Below are 17,936 nucleotides of genomic sequence, written 5' to 3'. Positions count from 1 at the left end.
GGCGCCCATGAGACCGGTAATTTGAGCAATCACGTTATGGCAACTGTCCGCGGAGCGAGTCGATATGGCCATGAGCTTGCGGGTGGTGGTTCCACCCCATCCCCTGATCGGCCATTGGCTGACCATGCTTCGGCATCGGGAAACCCCTGCGGCCCTCTACGCCACAGCCCTGCAGGAACTGGGCCGATGGCTCACCTACGAAGCCCTGCGGGACTGGCTGCCCCATCGCCGAGAGATGGTGCCCGGACTCCATGGGGACACCGAAGGCACCCTCGTTGAAACATCGGTACCGCTGATCGCCATTCCAGTGCTGCCAGCAGGCCTCGAGCTTTGGCAGGGAGGACGATCCGTCCTTCCCGATTCCTGCCTCTGCCTGGGGTCGTGCCCACAGGAGATCGAAGCCAACGCCGGGGTGATTCTGTTTGTTGATCAGATCAGTGATGGTGAGGCCACCCTCAAACTTCTGCAGGAGCTCCGGAGCAAGGGTGTGGATGGTCGGCGGCTGCGGCTGATCACTGCCCTGTGCGCCAGTCCTGGACTGAAGCTGTTGGGTGAAGCGATTCCAGACCTAACGCTGCACACCGCCTGCATTGACGAAGGCGTGGCGGAGCATGGTGATATTCGTCCGGGAATCGGTGACCCTGTGCGACGGCTGAACCTCAGATCTTGAGGGCATGACTAACCTTCAGGCAGGTTGAACGCACCCATGGCCCAGCAGCACGACACGGGCTCAGGCACCCTGGCAACTCTGGTCACCGGAGCAGTGCTCGGTGCTGCAGGCCTGGCCTGGTGGCTCCTTAACGAAGCCGACAGGCGCAGGCGTTACGGCGCGCAGAAGTCGATGTTGCACGCACCGCGGATGCAGGACGGTTCCGAAGTGCTGGACAGCGCAGGCAACGGACACCTCGAGGAGCGGGTGGAAAAACTCAACGCGGAGATCGCCCGCGTTCGCGCCCAACTCGAGGGACTCGGTAGCGAAGGATGAGCGCTCGGTAGGTTGGCTTGATTGCCACTGGTCCGCTCCGTTCCATGCTTCGCTCCGACGCCGTCACCAAGGGGATTCAGCGGTCTCCCAACCGCGCCATGTTGCGGGCCGTGGGCTTTGGAGACAGCGATTTCGGCAAGCCCATCCTGGGCATCGCTAACGGCTACAGCACCATCACCCCCTGCAATGTGGGGCTGAACGACCTCGCCAAACGAGCTGAGGAATCGGCCCGGCAGGCCGGAGGCATGCCACAGATGTTCGGAACCATCACCGTGAGTGATGGAATCTCCATGGGCACAGAAGGGATGAAGTACTCCCTGGTGAGCCGTGAAGTGATCGCTGACGCCATCGAAACGGCCTGCAATGGCCAGAGCATGGATGGGGTGCTGGCCGTTGGTGGCTGCGACAAGAACATGCCCGGCGCCATGCTCGCGATGGCGCGGATGAACATCCCTTCGGTGTTCGTCTACGGCGGCACGATCAAGCCGGGCAAGCTGGGTGGCTGTGATCTCACGGTGGTGAGCGCTTTTGAAGCGGTCGGCCAACTGACCAGCGGCAAGATCGACGAAGAGCAGCTCACCGCAGTTGAGAAAAATGCCTGCCCTGGGGCTGGCAGTTGCGGCGGCATGTTCACCGCCAACACCATGAGTGCCGCCATCGAAACGATGGGGCTCAGCCTCCCCTACAGCTCCACGATGGCTGCCGAGGACGAGGAAAAGGCCGACAGTGCGGCTCGCTCTGCCGAGGTGCTGGTGGAGGCCGTGAAAGCCAACATCCGCCCCCTGGATCTGCTCACCAAGGAAGCCTTTGAGAACGCCATCAGCGTGATCATGGCGGTGGGTGGCTCCACCAATGCGGTGCTGCACCTGCTGGCCATTGCCCGCACCGCCGGCGTTGACCTGAGCATCGATGACTTCGAACGGATTCGTCAGCGGGTGCCGGTGATCTGTGATCTCAAGCCCAGCGGCCGCTACGTAACCGTTGATCTGCACAACGCCGGCGGCATTCCCCAGGTGATGAAGCTGCTGCTGGATGCAGGCTTGCTGCACGGCGACTGCCGAACTGTGGAGGGCAAAAGCCTGAAGGAGTTGCTCGCCGATGTGCCCTCGGAGCCGCCCTCCGGGCAGGACGTGATCCGTCCCCTGAGCAATCCGCTTTACGCCAAAGGGCACCTCGCCATCCTCAAGGGCAACCTCGCCAGCGAGGGAAGCGTGGCCAAGATCAGCGGTGTGAAGACACCTGTTCTCACCGGCCCGGCGCGGGTGTTTGAAAGCGAGGAAGACTGCCTTGCCGCCATCCTCGACAAAAAGATCCAGGCCGGGGATGTGGTGGTGGTTCGCAACGAGGGTCCCGTCGGTGGACCGGGCATGCGGGAGATGCTGGCTCCCACCTCGGCGATCGTTGGTCAGGGCCTTGGGGACAAGGTCGCCCTGATCACCGATGGCCGCTTCAGCGGCGGCACCTATGGGCTGGTGGTGGGTCACGTGGCTCCTGAAGCCGCCGTTGGCGGAACGATCGGGCTGGTTCAAGAAGGCGACAGCATCACGGTTGATGCTGATCAGCTGCTGCTCCAACTCAACGTGGATGACGCGGAACTGGATCGCCGCCGGGCGGGATGGAGCAAGCCGGAACCGCGTTACCGCAACGGTATTCTCGGCAAGTACGCGCGGCTCGTCTCCAGCTCAAGCCGGGGTGCGACCACCGACCACGCCGATTGAATTCGGCGCGATCAAACAGCCGGTTGCACCAGAGCCCGTAGGCGCCGACCCAATGCTTCAAGCGGGGCGGCATCCTGCGGTGCCGCACAGCGCTGCCCCGATGCGCCATCCATCCAGACCGGATGGCGCCCGTGCCAGAGCATTGGACGTTCCGGTTGGTCCCACCAGCTCAGCATCAGATTGATTTCATCGCCACTCCGATAGATCTCCAGTTCAAGATCCTGATCGGAGCAACGCTGGCCGTCGCCATCACGGCATTCAATCCGCACGTGCAGATCGTCGATCTGTTCTGGAGCCGAAGGATCGATCAGAACAACAGCATGGCTCCAGGGCTTGAGGCAAACGTCAGCCGCCTTGGCAATCAACACCAGAAGGTCCATGGACTCAGGGCAAGGCGCGGATTGAACGGATCAGCACCCGGATGGACCCAGCGCGAAACCCCGGATTGAGATCCCCAGCATCGCCGAATTTCGAGTGCAACACCTGAATGCGGGTGATACCACTGGGATCGAAGCGCAGCGGTAAGCCAACGGGCTTGGCACGCACCGTGGGTCTGAGGTCGGCGAATGGCACCACAACAGGGGTCAAACCGGACGGTTTGGTCGCAACATCCACCACCCAGCGGAGACCACCGGGAATCAGTTCCGTGAGTCCCATGGCTCCATCCCGGCAACCAAGGGCAATCTTCAGGGTGCGTCCCTCACCCTCAACATCCAGCTGAAGTGCTGAATAAGGGGACAGATCGAGCGGGGGCTGCAGGCGAGGGGAGCGGCAGCTCACGAAACCACCGCCGGTCTCCACCAGCTCCCCGTCCAGCACGAGTCCGTCGGGGGTCACGCGGCAACCGGCACGGGATCGGCCGCCCATGATCGTGTCGTTCAGGCTGGCCCAGTCAGCAAAGTCGCTGCCCTGGAAAAGGATCTGTTCAGAGGCCAGCGGCTGCATCCTGATCAGCAAGGATCAGCACATCACTAGCAGGTTGAACCAGCCGAGCGGGAGTGCGATCGGAGGATTCGGAGGGATCGACCAGTCGCCGGAGGGCCTCCTGTTTACCGGCACCACTGACGAGGAAGATCACCTGACGGGCGGCACTAAGCACAGGAGCCGTCATGGTGATGCGATCCAACCCCTTGCCGCGCCCGATGGTCGTCCAGCGATCCAGCACCGCTGGAGCCTCGGTGCCGGGGAACAGGGATGCGGTGTGGCCGTCATCCCCCAGGCCCAGCAGCATCACATCGAACACCGGTGGGGCTCCTGAGCACAGCTGAGAAAGCTGGTCAGCAAAAGCCTGGGCACTGGCCTCAGGGCTTTCCAGTTCCACGGTGGGCACGGGATGAAAAGCAGCTGAAGCGCCAGGCCCGGGTGCGAGAAGGGTGCGGCGCAGCATGCCGGCGTTGCTGGAAGCATCGTCGGCAGCCACCCAGCGCTCGTCACCCAGAACGACGTCCACCCGGTCCCAGGGCAACCGTTCCTGACCGAGCAGGGAGTAGGCACTGGCGGGGGTGCTCCCACCGGAGAGAGCGATCTGGCAGCGGTCCCGTTGATCCAAGGCCAGATCAATTTGGGCGGCAACAGTTTCACAGGCCTGACGGGCGAGGTCCTGAGGATCCTTCGCCCGCTCAATGCGGTAGTTGGTCATCGCTCAACCACTCAGCTGAGCCATTCAGTGTGGAACGTGCCCTCCTTGTCGACCCTTTGGTAGGTGTGGGAGCCGAAGCAATCGCGCATCGCCTGAACCAGGTTCTGAGGAAGGCGACCGGAGCGGTAGCTGTTGATGTAGTCGAGGGTGCTGCTGAAGCAGGGAACGGGAATGCCGGCCTCGGCGGCACCGGCCACCACTTGAGCCAGTCCGGGAAGCCGTCGGTTGATCTGTTCAGCGAACCAGGGATCAACCATCAGGTTGGGAAGCTGGGGATCCGCGTGGAAAGCATCCTGAATGCGCTTCAGCAGACGGGCCCGAATGATGCAGCCACCCTTCCAGATCTGAGCGATCGACGGCATGTGGAGTTCATAGTCGAGGTCCTGGGAGGCGATTCGCAGAAGCTCCATGCCCTGGGCATAACTGGCGATGCAGCTGAGCACCGTGGCATCCATCAGCGGAGCCATGGCATCGTCGGGCGTTCCCAGGTCAAAGTCCTTGATGGTTGGTCCTTTGAGGATCGGTTCGGCCGCCACGCGTTGGGGCTTCATCGAGCTCATCACCCTTGCATTGAGAGAGGCATAGATGGTGGGAACAGAGGCACCCATCTGCAGCGCCGTCACCACGGTCCAGAGGCCCGTGCCCTTCTGGCCAGCCTGATCGGTGATTTTTTCCACCAGATCAGTGCCATCGACGGGATCCTTGGTGCGGAGACACACCTCGGTGATTTCCACCAGATACGACGACAACTCTTCTGTGGCGTTCCATTGACCGAGAACGTCGGCCATCTGCACACCGGTCATTCCCTTGACCCGCTTCATCAGGTCGTAGCCCTCGGCAAGGATCTGCTCAATGCCGTATTCGATCCCGTTGTGGACGGTTTTCACCAGGTGTCCTGACCCGCCTGGACCGATGTAGGTCACGCAAGGTCCGTCTTCGACCTGAGCCGCCATCTTGTTCACAAGGCCCTCGATGGCCTCGTAGGAGGTCTTGGTTCCTCCGGGCATCATGCTCGGCCCCTCCAGCGCACCTTTGGCGCCACCGGACACACCCATACCGATGAAACCGAAGCTCTTGCTCTCGAGTTGCTTCACCCGACGTTCGGTGTCGTGGTAGTCGGAGTTGCCTCCGTCAATCAGCAGATCGCCTTCTTCGAGATAGGGGGAGAGCTGATCAACAACAGCATCGACGGCAGGCCCCGCCTTCACCATCATCAAAATCCGGCGGGGGCGTTCCAACTTGCCAACGAAATCTTCGAGGCCGGTGGCGCCCTGAATGTTCTTGTCCTTGCCACGCCCCTGGAGGAAGTCTTCGGTTTTGGCGTAGGTGCGGTTGTAGACAACGCTGGAGAATCCGTTGCGTTCCGCATTCAGGACGAGGTTCTCGCCCATCACGCCAAGACCGATGAGGCCGAAGTGAGACTTGGACATGGCCTGAAGGACCACTGAGGAGTGATCTCAGTGTGTTGATCTCGGCTGGTCTCGACCGCAAATCAACCAATAAATGTCAGGAATGAGCCATCGGCAGAAAGACGTCGGCTCATTCCTGAAAGCGTTGCTTGCCCTCAGATCACCGTTCCATCAGCGATGGTGGCGTTTTTCTGAACCACCACAATGCCGTTGCGGATGTAGAAGCCCTGATCGGAACGGTCGGCTTCTTCCACATTGTCCTTGTTGATGATCGAGACACCTGAACCAATGCGGGTGTTCTTGTCGAGGATGGCGCGTTTCACCGTGGTGCCCTTGCCAACGCCAAGAGGAATGCCTCCGCGCTCTTTCAAGACAGCGCGTTCGTCGGGCGATTCGAAAAAGTCGGCCCCCATCACCAGCGTGTCCTGAAGCACGCAGTCACTTTCAATGCGACTGCGCACCCCAAGAACACAGTGGTGGATGCTGCAGGACTTCAGGATCGAGCCTTCGCCAACAATCGAATTGGTGATCTGGGCGTCAACCAGCTTGCTGGGGGGCAGATAGCGAGGACGGGTGTAGATGGGGAATTTCTCGTCGTAAAAGCTGAAGGGGGGCGTGGGTTGTTGGGTCAGCGCAAGGTTGGCTTCATAGAAGGCACCGATGGTTCCGATGTCTTCCCAGTAGTCGTCGAACACATAGCTCTGAAGCTTGTCGCCCCGCGCGAGAGCCTCGGGAATGATCTCCTTGCCGAAATCCTTGTGCCCGGGATGCTTGTCGAGCAGATCAAAGAGGGTCTGACGGCTAAAGACGTAAATGCCCATCGAGGCCAGATAGGGCCTTTCCTTGGCTGAATCGGCACTGAGGCCGAAGCGAGAGGTGTCGACAGCCATCTCCAGTAGCGAATCACCCTTGGGCTTCTCGCGGAACTCCTTGATTGAGCCGTTTTCATCGGTCCGCATCAGACCGAAAGCCTCTGCCTGCTTGGGATCAACGGGAAGGGCAGCAACGGTGAGATCAGCACCTGAGCGGCGGTGGTGCTCGATGAAGAGGCTGTAATCCATCCGGTAGAGCTGGTCGCCGGAAAGGATCAGGTATTCATCAACATCCCATTCCTGGAACAACCACTGGTATTTGCGTACAGCGTCTGCAGTGCCTTCAAACCAAGTGGGACTGTCGGGGGTTTGCTGAGCTGCGAGCACCTCAACAAAACCGCCACCAAAGGAATTACTGAGGTTGTAGGTCTGACTGAGGTGACGGTTCAGTGACGCACTGTTGAACTGCGTCATCACGTACATCTTGTTGATGTCGGAGTTGATGCAGTTGCTAATCGGAATATCAATCAGTCGATATTTGCCTGCCAGAGGGACGGCCGGCTTGGCGCGCATTTTTGTGAGTGGATACAGGCGCGTGCCTGCACCGCCGCCCAGAATGATGGCCAAGACCCGCTTCATGCCGCTGTCCCAAATCGGCGTTGCCGCAAGAACTTACCGGAGTTTTTGGCTTCGCAACCGTCTTTCGGAAGAATCAGTCGAGATTACTGGGATTCAGATCGCGACTGAATCGCTCAAGAGCTCAAGAAGCTTCCAAATCGAACAGTCGTTCGACAATTCGGAGGGCCTGTTGGCGATCTTGACGGGTCTGGGGAGCCCGAAGCTGGGTCACCGGCGTGTGGAGGATTTTGTTGATAATTCCTTTGCTCAAGGCTTCGACAACCTTGCGTTCCCGGGCTGAGAAATCAGGGCCCATTCGGCTGAGGGCTTTCTGGAGTTCCTCCGAACGGATCGACTCCATCGAAGAGCGCAGCTGGTTGATGGTCGGCACAGCCTCAAGGCTGTCCCACCACTCGAGGAACTGCTGCGCTTCTTGCTGAAGCAACTGCTCAGCCTCGCGGGCCATGGCCTGACGGGCTTCCTGGTTACGAGCAACGACCTCTTGTAGGTCGTCCACATCGTGGGATTCAACGCCGTCCACATCGGCAGCATCCGCAGCGATGTTGCGCGGCACACCGATATCAATCAAGCGCAGCTTGCTGCGCCGGTTCAGAGGAGCCAGACGTGCGGCATCAATGATCGGATCATCGGCGGCGGTGCTGGTGAACATCAGCGAGCAGGTGCTCAGGTACTGATCCAGATCCGTAAGCGGCCTGCACTGAACAGGAAGATCAGGGAAATCAGCCGACAGCTGCTCGGCCCGTTCAACGGTGCGGTTGAGCAGAACAACACCCGAGGCACCTTTGGCCTGAAGGTGCTGGAGCAACAGACGGCTCATGCGCCCTGCACCAACAACGGCGATCTGCTCGCTTTCCAGGGTGACCAGTTGATCCAGACCTCGGGATTGACCGAGCTTGAGCTGGGCGAGCTCAACGGCAGCTGAGCTGATCGAAACAGCCCCCGTTCCGAGGTTGGTTTCACTGCGCACCCGTTTGCCGGTGGAAACCGCCTGGGTGAGCAAGCGGTTCAGGATCGGACCCAGGGATTTGTGCTCCTGGCCGAGCCGCATCATTTTTTTCACCTGGGAGAGGATTTGACCTTCCCCCAGCACAAGACTGTCGAGACCAGCTGCCACCCGCATCAGGTGGTCGACAGCGTCTTCGTGGTGGTAACTGAACAGGTGGGGCGTCAGCTCCCCTGTCTCAAGACCGGAGTGACTGCTGAGGAAGTCGCTGACAGCAGAAACGCCGAGGTCCGGATTGCGGACCAGGGTGTAAATCTCAAGGCGGTTGCAGGTGCTGAGGATCGATGCCTCGAGCACCTGCTCATTGCCGCGCAGGGATTGAAGGGACGTCTCCATGGTCTGCTCAGGGATGCTGAGCCGTTCCCGGATCTCCACCGGTGCCGTCCGATGACTGAGGCCGACGACGGAGATATGCATGAAGACGTTCCTCTCAACCAGTTGATGACGATCAGCTCAGAGCAATGCTCTGGGCGCCGTCTTTGATGTGCACGGTGTTGGTGAAGCGGCAGGTGTTGTCCAGGTTGCTGATCACCAGGCTGCTTGTGCGGGTGCAGTCCTTTTCGAACTTAACGCCATCAAAGAGCAGACCATCCGTGATGCCGCTGCCAGCGAAACAAACATGCTCGCCGCAGGCCAGCTCCTCAGCCTCATAGACCTTGTCGGGATCGGCGATGCCCATCTCAGCGAGACGCGCCAGGTTGCCCTCTTTGGTCATGTCAGCCCACTCGGAGGTCTGAGCAATCGCAGGGTCGTACACCAGTTGGCCCTGGAAGTGACCACCAAGAGCGCGCATGGCAGCGGCGGAGATCACACCTTCAGGGGCAGCACCGATGCCCATCAGGCAGTGGGTTCCGGTACCAGCGAAACCGCAGGCGATGGCGGCCTGAACGTCTCCATCAGAGATGGGCTGGATGCGAGCGCCGGTGGCACGGATCTCAGCGATCAGGTCCTTGTGACGGGCGCGGTCCATCACCACGATGTTCAGCTCGTCGACGGGGAGACCCAGGCACTCGCTGAGGATCTTGATGTTTTCAGTAGCTGATTTGCGGATGTCCACCTTGCCCTTGGCTGCCGGAGGAGCAGCCAGCTTCTTCATGTAGAAGTCGGGGGCGTTGAACAGACCGCCACGGTCGGAAGCGGCGAGAACAGCCATGGAGCCGCGCTGGTTGAAGGCGCAGAGGTTGGTGCCTTCGCAAGGGTCGACAGCAAAGTCAACGCCGGGGCCGGTGCCGGTGCCGACCTCTTCTCCGATGTAGAGCATCGGGGCTTCATCACGTTCCCCCTCGCCGATCACGATGCGGCCCTGCATCTGGATCTGATTCATGCGCTTGCGCATGGCATCAACGGCCAATGCATCGGCTTCATCCTTCAGGCCTTTGCCGGAGAGCGAGGCGGAAGCGATGGCGGCCTGCTCGACGATCTCGAGAATTTCCTGAATGAGGGTCTGATCCACGGGACTCCGGATGAGGTGGGACGGGTTGGCAAGATCTCCTGGACGGGCAGTTGGCCGTCGCCGCAGTGGATCTCGACTTCTGAGCGCGGCTCACTGTATCAGTGCAGCTTGGGGGGCTAGCCAACGCTTCGGGTTGTATAAACTTTCGCTAGTTATTTGTATTCAATGTCGACTCAACATCGCCCAGTTCAGATTATTCCTTCAGTTCTCCCTGCGGACTGGGCAGCGATGGGAAAGTGCGTGAAAGATCTCGAAGATGCAGGGGTTGACCGTATTCAATTTGATGTGATGGACGGAAATTTTGTTCCGAATCTCACCTTTGGTCCGGAGCTAATTTCCGCATGCCGTCGGTATTGCAATGTGCCATTTGAAACACAGTTAATGGTCAGCCAATACAACTGCGAAACCATGCTCGAGCAATACGTTGAAGCAACCAAAGGGCCCAACGGTGAACCTGGAGTCGTGATCGCTCACGTTGAAGCCAATGCCCATCTCCACCGTGTACTTGGTCGAATCAGGCAATTAGGAGGAAGCCCTTCAGTGGCAATGAATCCTCACACCCCGATGGACATGGTGAAAAATGTGCTCGACATGGTGGACCATGTGTTGGTGATGACGGTCAATCCTGGATTTGGCGGGCAGGCCTACATCCCAACAATGCTTGACAAAATCTCAGAATTACGTTCCACCATTTTGGAGCGAAATCTAGATATTGATATAGAGGTAGACGGTGGAATCAAGGCGAACTGGACTCTTTCTCAGTGCTGTGCTGCAGGAGCCAACTGCTTTATTGCAGGCAGCGGGATGTTTGCCTACCCAACCCTCAAGGAAGGATGTGATGACCTGCGGCGAGTCGCTTTGGCAGCCCAGGCTGGGGAGGTTCTTCCGACTCCGGCCTGAGGGTCTGTGATGGATGTAACTTTGCCCTGTACAAATTTGGGCACTGGAATGGCCGCGAAGCCACTTGTCATCTCTCCATCAATCCTGTCTGCCGACTTCTCCCGCCTTGGTGACGAGGTGAGAGCTGTAGATGAAGCCGGCGCAGACTGGATCCATGTTGACGTGATGGATGGCCGTTTCGTCCCTAACATCACCATTGGACCGCTGATTGTTGAGGCGCTGCGGCCGGTGACCCAGAAGCCCCTGGACGTTCACCTGATGATCGTTGAGCCGGAGAAGTACGTCCCCGACTTCGCCAAAGCTGGTGCCGACATCATTTCCGTGCAGGTTGAAGCCTGCCCTCATCTGCACCGCAACCTGGCTCAGATCAAGGACCTGGGCAAAAAAGCAGGTGCAGTCCTGAACCCATCAACACCGATCGACACCCTCGAGTACTGCCTCGAGCTCTGCGATCTGGTGCTGATCATGAGCGTGAACCCCGGTTTCGGGGGCCAGAGCTTCATCGAGAACCAGGTTCAGAAAATTCGCGACCTGCGCCGCATGTGCGACGAGAAGGGTCTCGATCCCTGGATCGAAGTGGATGGCGGCATCAAAGCCGGCAATGCCTGGAAGGTGATCGAAGCAGGTGCCAACGCGATTGTGTCCGGCTCCGGTGTGTTCAACCAGCCCGATTACGCTGAAGCAATCAAGGGCATCCGCAACAGCAGCAGCAAGGAAGCTGTCCTTGCCTGATCAGCAGAGCGTCAAATGACCGCCACAAGCCCGGCAGCCGATGCCGGGCTTTTTTTATGAGCACTTCAAGAAAGAACCCAGTGCTTGAACCGTTTCAACATCTCCAAAGATTTGATGGCCACAGTGATGCGAACAGTCCTCCGATAATCAATGGATGAATGATGACGTCAAATTGGTTGCTGCCTTCCTCGCGCTGAATGCTGGTGTGATCGCATTAGCTTTTGCCGGATATCTCAAAGGGAGCATGAATATCGGTGCAGTCCTTCAACATCTTGCTCAATAGTTCCGTTGACTTTGCGCATCGGGCAGGCCCAGGCGCTCTTCCCTGCCGCTGAGTTGAAATACGGATGATCAAAGCATCCCCTCTGGAGGAGACTGGGAGAGTCGAAGTCGGAGGCGTCCAATGCGTGACGACAGTCCAACTGAGCAAGATCTAGAAGCTGCCTGACTGGTCTGACAAGCCATACAGCCAGACGCTTCGTTCAGCTTCAAAGAACGCCAACAAGGTTTAGGCCATCCCTTTGCAGGGGTGGTCTTCCTTTTTGCCCGTTGGCTTGATGCATGTCCTGAGAAGCCAACAACAACTTGGAAGGGAACACGCCAGTCAGTGACGTGGATCACAAAACAAGACTGAAGATCATGGAATTATTCATTGACGTGATGGACCACAGGTCACGGCACGAGATTCACGCATAACCGAGAGAACAGCATGAGCAGACGAGGCATCCATCCACTGCTTCGGGGTCTTGATCGGCCTCAGCGGGTCACACCTATAAGACGCGCTGTCTTGCTGTCTGGCCTGGAATCGGCGCAGCGGAAGCGTTATTTGCGCTCGGAAGCAGAAGAGAGCGAAACCTTCCAACAAGCGGTCAGGCATCGCTCATCTCAGTGAAACGGAGCCCCCGCCGGTGTTGATTTATTCCTTCCTACTGGGTCTTGATTCCCGCGATGCGAAAACTTGCGCTAACGGGCACACACATCCACACGATGCTGTCCATAGTGAAAGAACCCTGAGATGGGGTTACAGGACAGGGAGAAGAAACCCTCATACGGGGGTGAAAGTTGTGGCTTGAGAGCATGCCACGTTGTTCACTGGAGTTCAGAAAAACCAGCCGTAGCTATGCAAACCAATGCCCAAAAGATTGACGCCGATGTAGCAAACAGCGATCACCACTAGACCAACAACCGCAACAAGAGCTGGGCGTCGGCCCTGCCAACCGCGACTGAGGCGGGTGTGCAGGTAAGCGGCATACACCAGCCAGCAGATCAAGGCCCAGGTTTCCTTGGGATCCCAGCTCCAGTAGCTGCCCCAGGCTTCATTCGCCCAAACAGCACCACTCACGATGCCCACCGTAAGCATCAAGAACCCAACGGTGATGGTGCGATAACTGAGGCTGTCGAGTTGCTCGTTGGTGCTCAGCTGAACCGATTGCAGCTGAACAGAACCACCATTCGCGATCGAGGCCGCCTGACGATATCCACCACTGCCAATGGAACTGCTCCGCAGTTCCAGGGATTGGCCGCGATCGGTGACCAACACCGCCAAGGAGAGCAGGGATCCCACCAGCAGTGCGGCGTAACTCACCATGATCACGCTCACGTGCATGACCAACCAGCTTGAGCGAAGGGCAGGAACCAGAGGAGCCGCTGACTGCAATTGATCGGGCAAGGCAAAGCTGGCGAAGGCAATGCAACCAAGGCCCATGGGGGTGGCCGCAGCCGCCACGATGGGAGAAGGCCAGGCCCGTTCCACCAGCAGCTGGGTGAGGGTGCAAGCCCAGGCGAGAAAGCACAGGGATTCGTAGAGGTTGCTGATCGGGAAGTGGCCGGATTGCCACCAACGCAAAATCAGCTGAGCCGTGAACAGAAGGTTGGCGACGGCCACAAGTAGTCGTACCAAGCCAGCCCGGGACTGGCTGGACACCGCCCAGAAAGCCATAGGCATGGCCAGCAGCAGCAACACAAAGCCAGCGAAACCAAGACTGGTGACCAGCTCAAAAGGCGTGTTCAGCACACCATTTCCAGAAGACACGGCGATTCTGCCTCGGCCAATCAGCGACTGGCCTGTTTCAGCAACAGACCACCCGCCCCGAGGAACAACATCACAGGCAGCCAGGCCGCCAGAACCGGTGGAAGGGTTCCCTTCACCCCGAGGGAACTGAAGCTGAAACCAATCACGTAATAGACAGCGATGATGCCGAGGGTGAGCACAAATGAGAAGCTTCGGCTGCTTCGGTAACTGGGCTGAGCGCCGAGGGTGGCTCCAAACAAGCCAAAAACCAGACAGGCCATCGGTACCGTGAACTTCTCCTGGATCCGCACACGGATTTTGCGGGCTTCCTTGATGCTGCCGGCCTCTTCGTAGAGCCTCTGGGCCTGCAATGCTTCAGCAACAGTCATATTGACCGCATCTTCTTCAATTCCTGCCAGGCGCTGAGGAGCTGAGTCAAGAGGGTACAGATAACGTTTGAAATCGGCCTTGGTAAAGCTTCCATTAGCCATCAAAGTGAGTATATGTCCATCCAGGAAATACCAACCAGCCTGATGTTCATTCCAAATAGCCCTATCAGCTCTCAACATCTGAGTAATTCCAGCACGAGAGAAGTCAAGAACCGTTACATCTTTCATTTCACCATCCTGAAATTTCCGTGAATAAAACAGTTGTAACAAGCCTCTGTCTGCCGACTTTCCAGCTACTCCAGTACGCCTACCAAATCGGGGGTAAATAATGTCTTCTCCATTTTTATTAGCTATAGCTTGGCCCAAACCCCGCTTTAAGCTGACTTCTGCATAACGCTCACTGCGGGGCACGACCACATCGTTCAAGACGAAGCTGAACAGAGTCATCGCCATCGAGAGGGCGAGAGCGGCACTGATCATCCGCTTCGTGGTGATGCCGAGGCTGCGCAGGGCGGTGAGTTCGTTGTTTGCGGAAAGACGGGTGAACACAAACAGCGAAGCCATCAGCGTTCCAATCGGCACAGAGAAGGCCAACCAACGCGGAATGCTGAACAAGAGCACCTGAGCTGCAACTGTGATCGGCAGGTTCTTATCGACCATTTGCCGCACCAGTTCAAACATCACGCCACCCGTGAGCAGCAACAGGGTGAACAGGGCAATGAAGAACAGAAGCGGACCAAGAAGCTCCTTGAGCAACCAACGATCAAGAAGGTCCAGCCGCATCCAGGTGGCCCGTTTGAGACGATCCAAAATCACAGTTGGAATCCCTCCCCGAGGTAATAACGACGCACCTTTGGATCAGCTGCCACCTCCTCGGAACGTCCTGCGGCCAACACCGCACCATCGTTGAGGATGTAAGCCCGATCGGTGGTGGCCAGGGTTTCGCGCACGTTGTGATCGGTGATCAGAATCCCCATGCTCCGGGAGCGCAACACCTCGATCAGCTGCTGCAGATCCGCCACCGCAAGGGGGTCGACGCCGGCAAAGGGTTCATCCAAAAGCAGATACGTCGGTCCGTTGGCACCCGAGGCCAGTGCCCTGGCCACTTCGCAACGGCGACGTTCCCCCCCGGAGAGTTGGAAGCCAAGACGGTTGATGAACGCGCTGAGGTGAAAGTCCTCGATCAACTGCTGGCGCCGATCGCGACGCTGCTCGGAACTGAGATCGGTCTGTTCAAGGGCGACATCAAGATTTTCACGCACCGTGAGATTGCGAAACACACTGGCTTCCTGGGGCAGGTAACCCACACCAAGCCGTGCTCGCTCCGGCATGGGCAGATGGGTGACCCGCTCACCGTTCACAATCACCTCGCCCTGATCAGGGGAAAGCAAACCAATCACCAAGTTGAAGGTGGTGGTTTTTCCAGCTCCATTGGGACCGAGCAGGCCGACCACCTCGCCGGGGGCAAGCTTCAGATCCAAGCCCTTCACCAATTGACGGCCCCCAAGGGTGATCGAGACATTCGACAGTTCCAGGGTCATGGAGTCACCGGGTTGGTCTCGGCCTGAACGTCAAGCACGGGTTGACTGGGTGTGAGCGACCACTGACTGAACACTTGCTGGCCGGGAACAGGGCTGGCAATCGCACGACCTTCGTCCAGCAAATAGGTGAAGCGATCAGCACGGAGCTGGTTGCCATCAGCCTGGATCACATCCACATCACCACTCAGCACAATCCGGTCTTCCTCCGTGAAGTACTGGGCCTGTCGGCTGGTGGCCACCAAACCACGACCGGCGTGCACCAAGCGAACATTGCCGCTGGCGGTGATCACACCTGTACCGTTGTCGGCCGATTGAAGATCAGACTCAATCGTGATGACGCCTGCGTCAGCCGTTTGCTGAGCCTGGGCCGACAACAGGGGCAACAGAGTGGCCAGAAGGGGCAGAGCTAAAAGAAGCCTCCGAAGACGGAGCATTGCTTTCACTGCCACACCACCTGCCCAAGTTCATCGAGATTACCGGCGCTTCAGCGCATGAACTCCAGAACAGGGACAGTGCATGACTCGGGATCCCCATCCTGCTGAAGCGCCTCGAGCCGCTGTTGCGCAGCACGGCATAACAACGGGAGGTCAAGACCAAGATCTGGGGTTCCCGGACGCTTGAGACGACCCAGAGCTTCACCGAAAAGAATCGTGGCCCCCCGCCGGTTGCCCCGTTGCAGGTGCAACTGCGCTACTGCCACCTGCAGGATCCCCTGAAGGCTGCGCCGTTCCGGATCAGCTGTTTCATGCCAGAGCTCCTCAAACAGGTCATGAGCGGCGTACCACTCACCTGCATTGAAGAGCTCGACACCCTGCTGAAAGCGAGGGTCCGCCTGAGGCATCAGCGCTTGGACTTGGCCGGCTTCTTGCCGGGAAGTTTGCGCAGTCGGATCGACTCGGGCGTGACTTCGAGCATCTCATCGGGACCGATGTATTCCAGCGCGCGCTCCAGAGTCATTTGCACCGGTGCTTGCAGCGTGTCAAGTTCCTCAGCGCCCGCGGAACGCATGTTGGTGAGCTGCTTGGTCTTGCAGACGTTGATCTCGAGGTCCTGAGGCCGGTTGTATTCCCCGATGATCATTCCCTTGTAGACCTTGGTGCCCGGGCTGATGAAGAACTGGCCGCGATCCTCGGCGTTCTTGAGGGCATAGAACGTTGCTGTTCCCTCTTCGAAGGCGATCAGCACACCGTTCCGGCGGGTGTCGAATTCACCCATCATCGGCCGGTATTCATAGAAGGAATGGCTCATGATTCCTTCGCCGCGGGTGGCCCGGATGAATTCACCGCGGAAACCGATCAGACCGCGGGAGGGAACGATGAACTCCAGCTGGGTGCGGCCATCAGCGCTGGTTTCCATGTTCTGCATCTCGCCCTTGCGGGTGCCCAGTTTTTCGATGCAGCTGCCCACCGCTGGTTCAGGCACATCCATCACCAGGGTTTCCACCGGCTCGCAGGGGGTGCCATCGATGGTGCGGTAAATCACCTGCGGCTGGGACACCTGGAACTCATAGCCCTCACGGCGCATGGTCTCGATCAGGATGCCGAGGTGCAGCTCACCGCGACCACTCACCGCAAAACGGTCCGGTGAATCGGTGTCTTCCACACGTAGGGCAACGTTGGTGAGCAACTCACGCTGCAGGCGGTCACGCACCTGACGGCTGGTGACGAACTTGCCTTCCTTGCCCGCAAAGGGTGAATCGTTGACGACGAAGGTCATCTGCAGGGTGGGCTCATCCACCTTGATCAGCGGCAGAGCGGTGGGCTCATCGGGGCAGGCGATGGTTTCGCCAATGTTGACGTCGTCAAAGCCAGCCACGGCCACCAGATCACCGGCAGACGCCTCTTCGATCTCGACGCGCTGCAGACCCTCGAAGCCCAGCAGCTTGCTAATGCGGCCCTTCTTGATGCTGCCGTCGTCCTTGATCAGCGCAGCGTTCTGACCCTGCTTGATTTTTCCGTTGTGAACGCGACCAATGATGATCCGGCCGAGGAAGTCGGAATAGTCAAGGGTGGTGATTTGCAGCTGGAGGGGCTTCTCCGGATCACCAACCGGGGGCGGAACGTGGCGCAGGATGGCATCGAACAGCGGACGCATGTTGTCGCTGTCCGTCTTCATGTCGGGCTTGGCGAAGCCTCCGAGACCGCTGCCGAACAGGTAGGGGAAATCGCACTGATCATCGTCAGCGCCGAGTTCGATGAAGAGGTCAAGCACCTTGTCGACGGCGGTCTCGGGATCCACCCGGGCCCGGTCGATCTTGTTGACGAACACGATCGGACGCAGGCCCTGCTCGAGGGCCTTCTTCAGCACAAAACGGGTCTGGGGCATCGGCCCCTCGTTGGCATCCACGATCAGCAGGCAACCGTCAACCATGCCCAGCACCCGCTCCACTTCTCCACCGAAATCGGCGTGACCAGGGGTGTCAACGATGTTGATCCGGGTGTCGTTGTAGGTAACAGCCGTGTTTTTCGACAGGATCGTGATGCCCCGCTCACGCTCCAGGTCGTTGGAGTCCATCACACAGGTGGGGACGGCCTCGTTGTCGCGGAAAATTCCTGACTGCGCCAACAGCGAATCGACCAGAGTCGTCTTGCCGTGGTCAACGTGGGCGATGATCGCGATGTTGCGGATCGCCTTGTTGTTGGCGCTCATGCGGGCTGACCGTAAGTATTTGTGAAGAACGCCAAAGGCGCAGTGCGACAGGTTAT

The 17,936-nt window shown here is 58.7% G+C and carries 18 protein-coding genes; 5 read left to right on the top strand and 13 right to left on the bottom strand.

Annotation, left to right across the window (positions count from 1 at the left end; all coding sequences use genetic code 11):
* Window positions 1–64: 64 nt before the first annotated feature.
* From DXY02_RS09405 to ilvD, 3 genes are read left to right on the top strand one after another with little or no spacing between them, the layout of a single operon-like run.
* On the top strand, window positions 65–670 hold the full coding sequence (locus tag DXY02_RS09405) for a uracil phosphoribosyltransferase (protein WP_114989087.1): 606 nt from the start codon (window positions 65–67) through the stop codon (window positions 668–670).
* Between the two features lie 36 nt (window positions 671–706).
* Window positions 707–985, top strand: a complete 279-nt coding sequence (locus tag DXY02_RS09400; protein WP_114989086.1) for a hypothetical protein — start codon at window positions 707–709, stop codon at window positions 983–985.
* 44 nt (window positions 986–1,029) lie between these two features.
* A complete protein-coding gene (gene ilvD, locus DXY02_RS09395) occupies window positions 1,030–2,703 on the top strand; it encodes a dihydroxy-acid dehydratase (RefSeq protein ID WP_114989085.1) in 1,674 nt (557 codons plus the stop codon).
* Between the two features lie 11 nt (window positions 2,704–2,714).
* On the opposite strand, the gene DXY02_RS09390 is transcribed toward ilvD, so the two are convergent.
* The 7 genes from DXY02_RS09390 to glpX all read right to left on the bottom strand — a co-directional run bounded on the left by DXY02_RS09390 (window position 2,715) and on the right by glpX (window position 9,658).
* Window positions 2,715–3,083, bottom strand: coding sequence for a hypothetical protein (locus DXY02_RS09390; RefSeq protein WP_114989084.1), 369 nt, complete (start codon window positions 3,081–3,083; stop codon window positions 2,715–2,717).
* Between the two features lie 4 nt (window positions 3,084–3,087).
* Entirely contained in the window at window positions 3,088–3,648 is a 561-nt protein-coding gene (locus DXY02_RS09385) for a CIA30 family protein (RefSeq protein ID WP_114989083.1), read from the bottom strand.
* Complete coding sequence (pgl, locus tag DXY02_RS09380; protein WP_114989082.1) at window positions 3,629–4,342, bottom strand: 6-phosphogluconolactonase; 714 nt, start codon at window positions 4,340–4,342, stop codon at window positions 3,629–3,631. The genes DXY02_RS09385 and pgl overlap by 20 nt, the downstream gene beginning before the upstream one ends.
* Before the next feature lie 11 nt (window positions 4,343–4,353).
* Entirely contained in the window at window positions 4,354–5,772 is a 1,419-nt protein-coding gene (gene gndA / locus DXY02_RS09375) for an NADP-dependent phosphogluconate dehydrogenase (protein ID WP_114989081.1), read from the bottom strand.
* Between the two features lie 134 nt (window positions 5,773–5,906).
* A complete protein-coding gene (locus DXY02_RS09370) occupies window positions 5,907–7,202 on the bottom strand; it encodes a glucose-1-phosphate adenylyltransferase (RefSeq protein WP_114989080.1) in 1,296 nt (431 codons plus the stop codon).
* Between the two features lie 121 nt (window positions 7,203–7,323).
* Window positions 7,324–8,622 carry a glutamyl-tRNA reductase gene (locus DXY02_RS09365; RefSeq protein WP_114989079.1) on the bottom strand — a complete coding sequence of 433 codons (1,299 nt, stop codon included), beginning with the start codon at window positions 8,620–8,622 and terminating at the stop codon, window positions 7,324–7,326.
* A gap of 31 nt (window positions 8,623–8,653) precedes the next feature.
* Window positions 8,654–9,658: a class II fructose-bisphosphatase gene (gene glpX / locus DXY02_RS09360; RefSeq protein WP_006851350.1), complete on the bottom strand. Its 1,005-nt coding sequence runs from the start codon at window positions 9,656–9,658 to the stop codon at window positions 8,654–8,656.
* Window positions 9,659–9,823: 165 nt separating this feature from the next.
* Between glpX and rpe (DXY02_RS09355) the strand changes: the two genes are divergently transcribed.
* A complete protein-coding gene (gene rpe, locus DXY02_RS09355; RefSeq protein ID WP_114989078.1) occupies window positions 9,824–10,558 on the top strand; it encodes a ribulose-phosphate 3-epimerase in 735 nt (244 codons plus the stop codon).
* A gap of 48 nt (window positions 10,559–10,606) precedes the next feature.
* Window positions 10,607–11,290 carry a ribulose-phosphate 3-epimerase gene (gene rpe, locus DXY02_RS09350; protein WP_114989077.1) on the top strand — a complete coding sequence of 228 codons (684 nt, stop codon included), beginning with the start codon at window positions 10,607–10,609 and terminating at the stop codon, window positions 11,288–11,290.
* A 1,099-nt stretch (window positions 11,291–12,389) separates the two neighbouring features.
* Here the strand turns inward: rpe (DXY02_RS09350) and ccsB are convergent.
* Genes ccsB through typA form a run of 6 tightly spaced genes read right to left on the bottom strand, consistent with a single transcriptional unit; the run spans window position 12,390 to window position 17,880 of the window.
* Window positions 12,390–13,304: a c-type cytochrome biogenesis protein CcsB gene (ccsB, locus tag DXY02_RS09340; protein ID WP_114989075.1), complete on the bottom strand. Its 915-nt coding sequence runs from the start codon at window positions 13,302–13,304 to the stop codon at window positions 12,390–12,392.
* 38 nt (window positions 13,305–13,342) lie between these two features.
* On the bottom strand, window positions 13,343–14,473 hold the full coding sequence (locus DXY02_RS09335) for an LptF/LptG family permease (RefSeq protein ID WP_170951548.1): 1,131 nt from the start codon (window positions 14,471–14,473) through the stop codon (window positions 13,343–13,345).
* 29 nt (window positions 14,474–14,502) lie between these two features.
* Window positions 14,503–15,231, bottom strand: a complete 729-nt coding sequence (gene lptB, locus DXY02_RS09330; RefSeq protein ID WP_114989073.1) for an LPS export ABC transporter ATP-binding protein — start codon at window positions 15,229–15,231, stop codon at window positions 14,503–14,505.
* A complete protein-coding gene (locus tag DXY02_RS09325; RefSeq protein WP_114989072.1) occupies window positions 15,228–15,665 on the bottom strand; it encodes an LptA/OstA family protein in 438 nt (145 codons plus the stop codon). The genes lptB and DXY02_RS09325 overlap by 4 nt, the downstream gene beginning before the upstream one ends.
* 50 nt (window positions 15,666–15,715) lie before the next feature.
* Window positions 15,716–16,072: a DUF309 domain-containing protein gene (locus tag DXY02_RS09320; RefSeq protein WP_114989071.1), complete on the bottom strand. Its 357-nt coding sequence runs from the start codon at window positions 16,070–16,072 to the stop codon at window positions 15,716–15,718.
* Window positions 16,072–17,880, bottom strand: coding sequence for a translational GTPase TypA (gene typA / locus DXY02_RS09315; protein ID WP_114989070.1), 1,809 nt, complete (start codon window positions 17,878–17,880; stop codon window positions 16,072–16,074). Before typA ends, DXY02_RS09320 begins: the two co-directional genes overlap by 1 nt.
* Window positions 17,881–17,936 lie beyond the last annotated feature (56 nt).

Origin of the sequence: Synechococcus sp. N19 (assembly GCF_900474045.1) — a bacterium.
Classification (GTDB): domain Bacteria; phylum Cyanobacteriota; class Cyanobacteriia; order PCC-6307; family Cyanobiaceae; genus Parasynechococcus.
The sequence above is the reverse complement of the archived record's forward strand: the minus strand, read 5'-3'. Positions and strand labels throughout refer to the sequence as shown.

Coding starts and splice junctions, on each gene's coding strand:
- DXY02_RS09405 (WP_114989087.1), top strand. CDS start 65: ATGGCCATGAGCTTGCGGGTGGTGGTTCCACCCCATCCCCTGATCGGC.
- DXY02_RS09400 (WP_114989086.1), top strand. CDS start 707: ATGGCCCAGCAGCACGACACGGGCTCAGGCACCCTGGCAACTCTGGTC.
- ilvD (WP_114989085.1), top strand. CDS start 1,030: ATGCTTCGCTCCGACGCCGTCACCAAGGGGATTCAGCGGTCTCCCAAC.
- DXY02_RS09390 (WP_114989084.1), bottom strand. CDS start 3,083: ATGGACCTTCTGGTGTTGATTGCCAAGGCGGCTGACGTTTGCCTCAAG.
- DXY02_RS09385 (WP_114989083.1), bottom strand. CDS start 3,648: ATGCAGCCGCTGGCCTCTGAACAGATCCTTTTCCAGGGCAGCGACTTT.
- pgl (WP_114989082.1), bottom strand. CDS start 4,342: ATGACCAACTACCGCATTGAGCGGGCGAAGGATCCTCAGGACCTCGCC.
- gndA (WP_114989081.1), bottom strand. CDS start 5,772: ATGTCCAAGTCTCACTTCGGCCTCATCGGTCTTGGCGTGATGGGCGAG.
- DXY02_RS09370 (WP_114989080.1), bottom strand. CDS start 7,202: ATGAAGCGGGTCTTGGCCATCATTCTGGGCGGCGGTGCAGGCACGCGC.
- DXY02_RS09365 (WP_114989079.1), bottom strand. CDS start 8,622: ATGCATATCTCCGTCGTCGGCCTCAGTCATCGGACGGCACCGGTGGAG.
- rpe (WP_114989078.1), top strand. CDS start 9,824: ATGTCGACTCAACATCGCCCAGTTCAGATTATTCCTTCAGTTCTCCCT.
- rpe (WP_114989077.1), top strand. CDS start 10,607: ATGGCCGCGAAGCCACTTGTCATCTCTCCATCAATCCTGTCTGCCGAC.
- DXY02_RS09335 (WP_170951548.1), bottom strand. CDS start 14,473: ATGCGGCTGGACCTTCTTGATCGTTGGTTGCTCAAGGAGCTTCTTGGT.
- lptB (WP_114989073.1), bottom strand. CDS start 15,231: ATGACCCTGGAACTGTCGAATGTCTCGATCACCCTTGGGGGCCGTCAA.
- DXY02_RS09325 (WP_114989072.1), bottom strand. CDS start 15,665: ATGCTCCGTCTTCGGAGGCTTCTTTTAGCTCTGCCCCTTCTGGCCACT.
- DXY02_RS09320 (WP_114989071.1), bottom strand. CDS start 16,072: ATGCCTCAGGCGGACCCTCGCTTTCAGCAGGGTGTCGAGCTCTTCAAT.
- typA (WP_114989070.1), bottom strand. CDS start 17,880: ATGAGCGCCAACAACAAGGCGATCCGCAACATCGCGATCATCGCCCAC.